The sequence below is a fragment of the Micrococcus sp. 093350064-1 genome (assembly GCF_053627955.1).
On record NZ_JBSEYU010000017.1, the window covers coordinates 1 to 11,522 of the forward strand.

7 protein-coding genes are annotated in these 11,522 nt (G+C 63.6%); all 7 read left to right on the plus strand.

What is annotated here, in order from left to right; translation table 11 throughout:
* Positions 1–360 precede the first annotated feature (360 nt).
* The 7 genes from ACUW6W_RS11290 to ACUW6W_RS11320 all read left to right on the plus strand — a co-directional run bounded on the left by ACUW6W_RS11290 (position 361) and on the right by ACUW6W_RS11320 (position 11,368).
* Positions 361–2,340: a DNA methyltransferase gene (locus ACUW6W_RS11290; protein WP_206496748.1), complete on the plus strand. Its 1,980-nt coding sequence runs from the start codon at positions 361–363 to the stop codon at positions 2,338–2,340.
* Positions 2,324–5,119: a restriction endonuclease gene (locus ACUW6W_RS11295; RefSeq protein ID WP_206496749.1), complete on the plus strand. Its 2,796-nt coding sequence runs from the start codon at positions 2,324–2,326 to the stop codon at positions 5,117–5,119. The genes ACUW6W_RS11290 and ACUW6W_RS11295 overlap by 17 nt, the downstream gene beginning before the upstream one ends.
* A gap of 62 nt (positions 5,120–5,181) precedes the next feature.
* Positions 5,182–6,999, plus strand: a complete 1,818-nt coding sequence (locus ACUW6W_RS11300; protein WP_206496750.1) for a P-loop NTPase fold protein — start codon at positions 5,182–5,184, stop codon at positions 6,997–6,999.
* Positions 7,000–7,321: 322 nt separating this feature from the next.
* Positions 7,322–7,831, plus strand: a complete 510-nt coding sequence (locus ACUW6W_RS11305; protein WP_206496752.1) for a hypothetical protein — start codon at positions 7,322–7,324, stop codon at positions 7,829–7,831.
* Positions 7,828–9,126, plus strand: coding sequence for an adenine nucleotide alpha hydrolase family protein (locus tag ACUW6W_RS11310; protein WP_206496753.1), 1,299 nt, complete (start codon positions 7,828–7,830; stop codon positions 9,124–9,126). Before ACUW6W_RS11305 ends, ACUW6W_RS11310 begins: the two co-directional genes overlap by 4 nt.
* Entirely contained in the window at positions 9,126–9,914 is a 789-nt protein-coding gene (locus ACUW6W_RS11315) for a TatD family hydrolase (protein ID WP_206496754.1), read from the plus strand. Before ACUW6W_RS11310 ends, ACUW6W_RS11315 begins: the two co-directional genes overlap by 1 nt.
* Complete coding sequence (locus ACUW6W_RS11320) at positions 9,911–11,368, plus strand: ApeA N-terminal domain 1-containing protein (RefSeq protein ID WP_206496755.1); 1,458 nt, start codon at positions 9,911–9,913, stop codon at positions 11,366–11,368. Before ACUW6W_RS11315 ends, ACUW6W_RS11320 begins: the two co-directional genes overlap by 4 nt.
* The last annotated feature ends 154 nt before the right edge of the window (positions 11,369–11,522 follow it).

Genomic DNA, 11,522 nt, shown 5'->3' on the forward strand with positions numbered 1-11,522 from the left:
TACCTAACCCCAGCCGAGTACGCTCGGCAGTGCACCCATCAAATGGAAACCGACGACTCACAGAACGTCCGGACCGAATGAAGGGGGCGGCTCACGTGAGAGAACCTGGACAGATCGCAACGTCCGGTCGAGCCGGTCAGGCTCCCCGTCGCGAGACCCCTCGCGGCACCGCCTCCGGCGCGGCACCCTAACAATGTCAGTGGTCATCGGTAGCGTAGGACATGCCCCGAGAGCACAACTCAAAACGCGCCTCAGCGCGGAGGAGAACCAGCGCAGCATGACAACGTTCAGCACCAGGTGGTCGCACGGCCCCAGCAGCACAACGTGTAACCGTGACGCCCATCGCCAGGAGGTCGCCCGATGACCCCGTCGGTGCCGGACGAGACCCGAAACGCTCACGAAGAGTTGCTCGCCCAGCTCCGCGACCTGGTGCCCAGTGCCTTCCTCGATGGGGAACTTGATCGTAATGCGTTGCTCGGGGCGCTTGGCCTTGACGGCGAGGTCAAGCCTGCCTTCTCCTTCACCTGGCCCGGGATCGAGCGAGCACGCCAGGACGCGCGTGTCCCCACTACAGCAACGCTTGTGCCCGACGAGGACGCTTCCCTGCGCTGGCCGGATGCTCGTGATGTCCTGATCGAGGGCGACAACCTGCAGGTGCTCAAGCTCCTGAAGAACGGCTACTCGCGGGCCGTCAAGCTGATCTACATCGACCCGCCCTACAACACCGGCGACACGTTCACCTACAACGACGACTTCGCGGTGCCCGAGCGGCAGTACCTCGAGGAGACCGGTCAGGTTGATGACCAGGGCAACGCCACGACCAGCCGGATCGAGACCGGCGGGCGCAAGCATGCGCCGTGGCTGACCATGATGTTCCCGCGTCTGGCGCTCGCGCGTCACCTGCTGCGCCGCGACGGCGTGATCCTCGTTTCCATTGATGACAACGAGGTCCACCACCTGCGGCTGCTGCTCGATGCCGTATTTGGCGCAGAGAACTTCGTCGGCAACTTCATCTGGAATGGCGGCCGTAAGAACGATGCTCGTCAGATCTCCGTTGGACACGACTACGTGGTGGCCTACGCGCGTGACCACACCTATCTGCGCGAACAGGACGCGCGCTGGCGTGAGCGCAAGGCCGGTCTCGACGAGATTTACGGGAAGGTCAAAGAGCTACGCGCTGTTCACGGTACAGATTATGAGGCGGCAACGGCGGCGCTACAGGCCTGGTACAACTCACTGCCTGACGAAGCCCCCGCAAAAGCGCACAAGCACTATCGCGTGATTGATGCTCGAGGTGTCTACTTCGCGTCAGATCTAAGAAGCCCGAACCCGAGGCCCAATCTCGTCTACACATTCCGCGGTCACGAACCGCACGCGAATGGCTGGGCCTACGGACGGGAGAAGATGGAGGCGTTCGCCGATGACGATCGCATCGTCTATCCCAAGAAGGAGGGCGGGCGCCTCCAGCTCAAGTCCTACTTGCATGAGCATGAGGAGTGGGCACCCGCGTCCGTCTTCTATAAGGATCGCCGTGCCGCATCGAAGGCGCTAGACAAGCTCATGGGAACAACCGTGTTCGACTACCCGAAGGACACGGAAGTGCTCGCCCGCCTGTTCCACGCCATCACCGACGACGGCGACCTGATCCTTGACTTCTTCGCGGGATCCGGTTCGACGGGCCAGGCAGTGTGGGAGCAGAACCCGAAAGACGGCAAGACGCGGCACTGGATTCTGGTGCAGGTGCCCGAGAAGCCTGATGCGTCCGAGGAGTCGGGCAAGAACGCGCTGGCTGCCGGGTACGAGACGATCTTCGAGGTGACGGCGGAGCGACTGCGCCGTGCGGCGGCCTCCCTGCAACAGGAGACGCTCGATGCGCCACAGCTGGGCTTCCGGATCTTCCGCACGCGTCCGACGAACCTCGTCATCGACAAGCCGCTGTTCGCGCTTCCGGAGATGACCGGGCAGAGCTACCTGACGCAGGTGCTCGACCACACGGCGGGCGCTCCGGTGGTTGATGGTGCGAAGCCGCTCGACGTTGCGTGGGAGGTGGCGCTCAAGGCCACGGGAACGAGGCTCGATACGCGCGTGACGACGCATGAGGTGGACGGCGTGGTCGTCTACGAGTTCACGCCTGCCGTGGGCAATACGTCCACAGGACGTCTCCTGATCTCGCTCGATGCGTTCTCGCTGGCGACAGCGGATGCGCTGGGACTGAGCGACGACGACACCCTGATTCTTCGTGGTGACCAGGCCGAGGACTCGGTGACGCTGACATTGGCGCCGCGGTTGCAGTCAAAGCTGATTCTTCTGGAGCGGGTGCCTCGTGAAGTTTCGCTTTGACGATCAGCCGCACCAGTCGGCCGCCGTCTCCGCGGTGGTCGACCTGTTTGAGGGTGCCCTCGTGCCGCCGCGCGATGCGCTCGCTGGACAGGCGCCTGGCGCGGACGGGCACGCAGGCTTCACGCTGGAGCGCTCCGTCCTCGCGGACAACCTGACGATGATCACGGCTCGTGAGGCCGTTGATCCGCAGGCGCAGCTTGAGCTGCTTACGGAGACAGATCTCGAGGGCGCAGAGCGGGAGTTCCCGAACTTCTCGGTTGAGATGGAGACCGGTACGGGTAAGACATACGTCTACATCTCGACGGCGCTGCGCTTGGCGGAGCTGTATGGGCTGCGGAAGTTCGTCATCCTCGTCCACTCGATCGCGATTCGTGCGGGCGTGGTCAAGACGTTCGAGCAGACCGAGGAGCACTTCCGGCTGAAGTATCCCGGCGTCCCGTACACATGGGGTGTTTTGGGCGAGAACTCGGCGCTGAGCGACTTCACCGAGCCGTCGGGCACGGTGCAGTTCCTGGTGGCAGGCGTGCAGGCGCTCGATAAGCCGGAGAAGAACACGCTCTACGCGAGCGCTGAGCAGCCACAGCTGTGGGGAGACTCGCTCAGTGGTGTGCAGCAGATCGCGAAGGCTCGTCCGGTTGTCCTGATTGACGAGCCGCAGAACATGGCGACGCCGCTGCGCCGTCAGGCGATTGCCACACTGAATCCGCTGGTGGCGCTGCGCTACAGCGCAACGCACAAGGAGTCGTTCAACCTCGTGCACAGGCTCGGCCCGAAGCAGGCCGCCGAGGCTGGTCTGGTCAAGCGGGTATCGGTCAAGGGAATCGTCGCCGGCGAGGATGGCAAGCCGTACGTGCGCCTCGACAAGCTTCGGAGCGTCCGCAAGCGCCTGATGGCCGAGGCGGTCATCCACAAGGCCGGTGGCAAGCGGGTGCCGGTGGTGCTGCAGAACGGCACCGACCTGTTCGAGGAGTCCGGCAAACTGCCGCAGTATCGCGGGTTGGTGGTCGAGAGCATCGAACGTAAACCCGACCGGGTGATCTTCGAGAACAAGCTCGTCGTGCAGGCCGGGACTGAGACCGGCGTGGATTCCGAGGCTGTCTGGCGTGATCAGATCCGCCATACCATCCGAACGCACCTGGCTCGGCAGGGGCAGATCGACTCGATGAACCGTGGCATCAAGGTGCTGTCGCTATTCTTCGTCGAGCGTGTGGCTGACTACGCCGGTGACGAGGCGGTGCTGCCTGCGATGTTCGACGAGCTGTTCCGTGAGGAGTGGCTCCGGGCAGGCAATTCCGAGAGCGAGATGCCTGACCCTGCCGAGCTGCGGGTCGCCTACTTCCCGTCTACCAAAACGGGCATCCTGAAGGACACATCGGGGCGTGCATCGGACGCCGAGCTGGAGGCGCGGGCGTACCAGGAGATCATCGCGAACAAGGAGCTCATTCTCGACCGCGCCAACCCGCGCGCGTTCATCTTCTCCCACTCTGCGCTCAAGGAGGGCTGGGATAACCCGAACGTCTTCCAGGTCGGGTTCCTGCGTCACACGCGCTCCGAGCTGGAGCGTCGACAGCAGATCGGCCGTGGCCTGCGTCTGCCGGTGGACCAGAACGGTCACCGCGTGATGGACCCGGCGATCAACAGGCTGACGCTCATCGTCGACGAGTCCTTCACGGAGTTCCGCGACGGCTTGAATGCCGAATACATCGCCTCTGGTGGTGGCTCCGGCGAGGCCGGCCCCGAGGTCGACAACGCCGACAATGAGGTCGTCGTCCGCAGGCGCCCTGCCCTGTTCGAGAGCCCCGAGTTCGCTGAACTGTGGAAGCGTATTCGCTACAAGGCGCGCTACCGCGTCACCGTCGATCCGGACGCACTCCGCATCGTGCTCGCAGCATCGGAACACCTGGCCGACCTCGAGTTCATCGAGCGCCGCGCCAACGTCGTGCAGTCCGCTGATCTCGTCTACGACGACGAGGGGCATGTCGTCACTGCGGATTCTGCAGTGGCAGAGTCGCGCGGCGAGCGCATCGTTGCTGCAGGCCAGCGGCTGCCCGACGTCGTGCAGCTCATCGAGGATCAGTTGCAGTACGGCAAGTTCCCGCTCCAGCTCACCCGCCCGACCCTGGCTGGGATCGTGCGCGAGATCCTGAACTATCCCGACCGCGACTACGCCCGGCACGTCCTCGATGATCCTGACCGCTGGGCACGCATCGTGGCGAACGCCATCCGTATCGAGACCATCGAACAGATGGTGCGCGGTATCAGCTACGAACCCATCGACGAGACGGACTGGTGGGATGCCGAGGTCGTCTTCCTCGAAGTCGAATCCAAGAACCCGCCGCAGCCTCTGCCGGGCAACCCCGATCCGAAGAACGGCGTCATCGCCGCGCCTGAGGGCGGCGTGAACCTCTACGACCACGTCGACTACGACAGTCACGTCGAGCGTGCCTTCGCCGCACAGCTCGAGAACAACCGCGAGCACGTCAAGCTCTTCACCAAGCTGCCGCGCCGCTTCCGCGTGCGCACGCCTGTGGGGGAGTACTCGCCGGACTGGGCCATCGTCTACGACGAGAACGGCACGCAGCGGCTCTACCTCATCCGCGAGACTAAGGACACCCGCAATCTCGACGACCTCGACTGGGACGAGGCCATGCGCATCCGCTTTGCCGAGCACCACTTCGATGCTGCACCGATTGGGCCGGTCGATTACAACTACACGACCGACAAGGCAGGGCTGCTTATCGGCGGAGCCGCCGGTGGCGGAGATGGAGACGCGCTATGACCCCCTCCTATCCACTCTGGTCAGACGAACCAGCGACCGAGGATCTACTGGCGTTTCGTGCCGTGGCAGAGACCGCCGCGGACGCAATCTTTGACGATGGGCTGGACCCAGTTGCGATCGGCCTCTCTGGAGCCTGGGGCAGCGGCAAGACCAGCGTACTCGAGCTGATCAAGTCGGAGATCACGGAGCGATCTGAGGATATCGATCGCAAGGTGCTCGTTATCCCGACTCAGCCGTGGCTCTATGACCCCGCAATTGGGCCAAAGGAGAGCCTCATCGCTGAGGTGCTGGGTGCTCTCGGCAACGAGTTCAACGATGAGGACCCGGTCGGTAAGGCCGGCCTGGACGCGTTCAAGCGTCTCGTGCGCAAGGTGAACTGGTCGAAGGCCGTCAAAATGGCGGCCAAGACCGCTATCACGATGCAACTACCGAAGATTGACGATGTCTTCGGCCTGGTTAGCGATGAGCCCGAGAGCCTCGACAGTCAGAAGGGTATGGCTGCCTTCCGCGAAGAGTTTGAAACGCTGTTGGCGGACCCTGCTCTTGCCCATCTTTCGCGTGTCGTGGTGCTTGTTGACGATCTGGATCGTTGCCTGCCCGATACCGTGGTCGAGTCACTCGAAGCGATTCGTCTGTTCCTTTCGGCGAAGGGCATGTCCTTCGTGATCGCGGCTGATGAGGACCGCGTCGCCGAGGCGATCCGGCAAAAGCTCGGAACAGCAGCTCCGAAGGACGGGGATGAGGACCCGGCCAAGCTCTACCTGCACAAGATCGTCCAGACGACCATCCCGCTCCCCGCGCTCAGCCGGTTCGACACCGAGGCCTACCTCTTCCTGCTGCTCGCGAAGGCTGAGTTCCGTGATGATGAGACGGCCTATGCGGCGTTCGTCGCCAAGTGTGACGAACTGCGTATCGGCGGCGGCAGCCTGGACGATCTGGAGATCGAGGACGGCAGTTCGGTGGCGGAGCATCTCGTTACGGCCACCCGTCTCACGCCGATCCTCTACGAGAAGTTCCACGGCAACCCGCGACGGATCAAGCGGTTCCTGAACGATCTGAATGTGCGTCAGTCGGTCGCCCGGCGTCGTGGGTTCGAGTTGGAGCCCGATGAAGTCGCCAAGCTCATGGTGCTGGAGCGAATCCTCACTGACGACTTCGAGACTGTGCTCGGGTGGCTTGCATCGAATCAGCTACGCGACAAACTTGAGGCGCTCGACATTGCGGCCAATGGTCGCGTTGATGGGCGCGAGGGCGAAACGCCCGAACTCTCGGAGGACGACTCACCGAAGGCGGCGCGCGCGAAGAAGAGTGCCTCTGTACCGGAGCCCGAGTCTGAGTCCGCCCGCGACGACGACTTCAGCGACACGCTCCGGCGCTGGGCGAAGCTTCCGCCCGCACTCGAAGCCACCGCCATTTCGGGCTATCTCTTCCTGGCGGCATCGTTCGCCAAGATCGAGGTAATCGACACTGAGATGCCCGAGCGACTCCGTGATCTTGCTGTCGCCCTGACGTCGAGCCTGAAGCTCGACCGCGCAGGCGTTACCGACGAAACCCTGAAGCTACTGCCAGAGGGCGACGCCCAGATCCTGGTTAGCCACCTCGGACGCCGTACTCGTGACCAGCCTGCCTTGCAGAAGTTCACCGTTGAGAGCCTGCTCCGCCTCGCTGCTCAGCAGCCGGCCACACAGCCGAGCGTCGTGGCGGCGCTGAGGGGCCTTCCCGCTGCAAGCGTCGAGCCCGCGACGATCATCAAGTTGCGTCCACTTGATCAGACGGTCTATCGGCCGGTACTTGATGCTTGGCGGGCAGGCTCAGATGACCAGCAGCTCCAGCAATCCGCAGGCATCGTCGAGAAGGCATGGAGCGGCAATGGGAACTAGCGGCTCTTTCGGTGGCAGCGGTGGGAAGGACGCAGGCGATCTCCGCGACAACATCGCCGCATGGCTTGATGCAAGTGAGCCAGGCGGCGCCGATGGTTCCGACGCTGGAGGCGCGAACGGAGACGACGGGCAGACGGAGCCAACACGTCCAGGAACCCCTGGTCAGTCACCGAAGGTAGATCTCCGGCCCGCGCTTCGTGTGCTGCTCAATTCGCGCGGACGTGGCGGGAGAAGTGACGGCCCCGGCGGTGGTGGCGGTGGTGGTCCTAGAGGCGGAGGCGGTGGCCGCTCGTCAGGCGGCGCGACGCGGTCCGTTGGGCGGGTGTCGCGCGCGGCTGGGCGCGCCGGCCGGCTGGCGTTGGCCTACTCTTCGGGCAACAGCGAGGCCCTGCGTGAGGCAGGTCTCAACTACGAACAGCTACAAGCGCTCGGCGACCCTGTCGCGATTGGACTCAAGATCGTCGAGACGGCCTTTGAGTCCCAAGCCGATAGCACGCTGGCTGACGCCGAGGAACGCGACATCGTCTCCATTGTGGTCGAGTGGATCCTTGAGCAACCCGCGGATCATCCGCCGACGCCTGAAGAAGTCGTCAGGAAATCGATCGAAACGACGATCGCTGAGACCGCTCTGACCGAGGTGTCGTCGACGATCTACGCCAAGGACGCGAGCTTTGAGAAGCGGCGGAGCCTGGAACGGCAGATTCGTGACGTCGCGGCAGAGTACGCGGCCCAAGCGACGCTGAGCCCGGACGGCGCAACGGAGCAGCAGATGGCCCAGGCCATTGAGAATGGGATCCGTGACATCGGGGCGATCTTCGGAGTCGCGTCATGAGACGGCTACTGCTCACGCTCTCCGAAGCAACCGCAGACTTTGCCCAGCAGGCCAACGGCTTCGACGAGGTCTTCCTGTGGACTCGCAACGGTCGTACGACCTTCACCGGCGGTGTCGATCCGCACCTGGCTGGGCTTGGTGCCGTCAACCCGCGTAACGTCGACCTCGTCCGGATCGCGCTGGCAGTCCTTGCATCGGATCGCTCCATACTCCGCGAAGCGGGCGGCTCAAGCTGGAACGATCGAGATTTTCATCTCACTGTGGAGGTCGACGACCCCGCCGTGTGGACATCCCACGCCGAGCAGTTAGCCCAAACCGTCGGGTTCCTCTCCGGTGACTACTGGACATTCAGCTTCACGCAGGCGCCGGCCGCCGAGGAGACTGGCCTCCCGATCGACGAGCAGCACTACGACCGGACGGTGCTGCTGAGCGGCGGCGCGGATTCAGCCGCCGGGGCGCTGCTGACTGCGGTCGAACTGGGAAAGAACCAGTCCCAATCACTGGTATCGCACTACAGTTCAACCGCGATCTCGCCGGTACAGCAGCGCATCGTTGGTGCGATCGCCGACCTGGTGCCCGACTTTCGGCAGGTACATCACCAGTTCCATCTTCATCGAAGGTCGAAGCGCCTTGACGGGTCATCCTTTAGAAGCGAGACATCGACCCGCTCGCGCTCGCTGCTCTTCCTAGCGCTGGGGCTCGCCGTCGCTGAGCGCGCTGGATCGACACTCTGGATCGCCGAGAACGGGTTCGCCTCGCTGAACCCGCCACTCGGCCCCGACCGTCGTGGCAGCCTCTCGACTCACACGACCCATCCGCGCTTCCTGCGTGAGCTATCTGCACTGATGCTGAGCGTAGGCGGACATGGCCGTATCGAGAATCCCTTCGAGGCTCTCACCAAGGGCGAGATGTTCCGCCGGGTCGCGGATACTGTCGGCGTCGACGCTGCTTCGGCCTACCTCAGTAGCACCAACTCCTGCTCGCATACCGATGGGCGCTATAGCGGCGCGCCAGCCGGATCCTCCTGCGGGGTCTGCTTCGGCTGTCTCGTTCGCCGAGCAGCGTTCATCGCCTCTGATATTCCCGATGCGACCACCTACCTGGCAGACGACGCGAGCGGTAGGTACAGCGCGTTCGTGCATCAGAAGTCGATCGTTGAGCCGCTCCGTGACTTCGTAGACCGGGGCATCCGGCCACGCGACGTGATGGCGATGTCACTGCCGGAGGGATACACCGCGCAGGACGCGCTCGCGCTCTCCCGGCGGGGAGTTGAGGAACTGCGGGGGCTCTTCTGATGGCACCCCAACTTCCCCCGCTCGACCTGCATGCGCATATCAACCCGAAGACTCGCCCAGCCGACCTCGAGCGGCTCGGCGCGGTCGTGTTCGCGGCGACTCGATCGTTGGATGAGTACGAGTCTGTGAAGGGTCGCCGCGATCAGGTTACGATCTGGGGCGTGGGCTGCCATCCAGGCGTCGCGCAGGCGCAGCAGGATTTCGACGCAACGAGGTTTGGCTCGTTGCTCGCGTCGACCGCCTTCGTGAGTGAGATCGGGTTAGACGGGCGCTCAAAGGTGCCCATTGCGGATCAGGAGCAGGTATTCGCCTCGGTGCTTAGCGCGCTTCAGAGGACTCCCCGCGTCGCCTCTATCCACAGTTCAGGTGCGTCGGGCCGCGTCCTTGGCGCGCTGGAGCGCACGCCGATCAAGGGCGCTGTGCTCCACTGGTGGCGCGGCAACGAGGCCGAGACGTTGCGGGCGATCGAACTCGACTGCTGGTTCTCGATCAACGCCGCAGGAATGAAGTACCCGTCTGACGTCTCACTGATCCCGCTCGAGCGGATTCTTGCCGAGACCGACCATCCGTCCGGTGATCGCACATCCACTTCGCTGCGACAGCCGGGTTCCGTCGACGACGTCGAACAGGCGCTGGCGAGGATCTACAGCCTTGATGTCCAAGCTGTCCGCGGGCAGGTCTGGGCGAACCTGGTCCGCCTTGTGGGTGAGACGAACGTTGACGGCCTTCTCCCTGCCGCTGTTCGGCGGATGACCGCCTTCGCGCGTGCGAACGGAGCATCGCGATGAGGCCAGCCAAGGAGACCTCAGCAGTCAAGCTGCCGTTTGAGACCGGCGAGTACCTCATCACCTGGCAGGTGCCCGACCGTAGAGGTGGCCACCTGGCGATCCCGGGACTCCTGACCGTCGAGCAGGGGAAGTACCCAACCGGGATCCTGTACGGCGATCTGCCGATCGAGTGGGTGTCCGAAGAGGCGACAGGAGTCGCCTCGTTTCCGCAGCGCCACGCCTTCGACGTCCTCACGGGCCGGCTCTCAAGCGGGGCCTACGTGGCCCTGATGAACGGCGAACTCAGCTACAGCTTCCCAGGAAGCGGCCGAGCCGTGGGAGCCTTCGCAGCGCTGTCACTTGAGGCATTCAACACCTCGGAACATCGGAAGTATGCCTCTATCGAGCTCCAGATCGAGGGTCTGGAATCGGTCGCGGGGGTCGCACCAATCTCTCGGGTCAAAATGCCGATGAAGGCTGGCGACGAGCCAGTCTGGGAGGCCACCGTCGACAAGGACGCCAAGTTCACCTGGAGCGGCGGTGGCCAGTCGATGACTTTCAGCTACGACTACAGCGTGCGGGCGCTCGACGGCTACGAGTTCAGGATGGCCTTCGGCCCCGTCTTGCGCCTCACTTTGGACGAGCCATTGACGGTTGTCGATTGGTGGCTTGAGTGGGTGCGCCCTCTCCGCCAGCTCATCTCACTCCTGACGGGTGCTCCCCGTGAGCTTCGGTACCTTCTCGCGGTGGTCGATGAGGCCGCCCCGCGCTCGCACCGCGACCAGGTGTTCGGCTGGGACATCACCCACCTGCCCGTCAACTCAACCCGCGCTGCGGTTGAGGAGATTCGTTCGGCGGTCAACCTTGCGAACGACGGCCTGAGCCTGCTCGACCTGCTACATGCCTGGCAGCGACAGATCACGACTAGGCATCCCCTCTTTGAGACCTACGGTGCAATGGCAACGGCTACTGACCAACATCCCCGCTCAAGGTTCCTACTTCTGCTCCAAGCGCTGGAGGGGTCATACGGCTTTGAAAACCGCGCCAAGCATGAGGCGGACAAAGAGAAGTACAGCCTCAAGCGGGAGGGCGTACTCGCGCGTGCCCAGCAAGTTCTCGAGAAGGCCGACTTCACATTCATCAACAAGAACTTCCGTCGGGAGGCTCAGCAGGGCCTCGACTCGGCGCTCGCAGATCTGCTGAAGCGACTGCCGGACAAGGTCTCGGAGGAACTCACGAAGACCGAACTGATCAAGGCCGTTCGCAAGGAAGACACCGGTAAAGGAACGCTCCCGCTCCAGACTGCTCTCACAAGAGCCCGAAACACACTGTCGCACGGCTCAGGCTCATTCGAACCCCAGCACTTGGCGATCGTGGCTGACATCCTCGAACGGGCGGTGCGTTCTGAGGCCATCCGATTACTTGGTGCTCCGCTCGGCGCGCAGGAGCGTGCATCCAAGAAGGGGGATCGTTGAGTTCATGGTGGCGACTTCTTATCGCGCGATTCGACCCGCGGTTGGATTCGTATCCGCCATGGGCTGACCCCGTTTCGTAGGTCCAGTCGTTATGAGAGTCGTCCTGTTGCCCGCGGTCGCGGGCAGGGAGACTGGTCAGATCATGACGAACAGC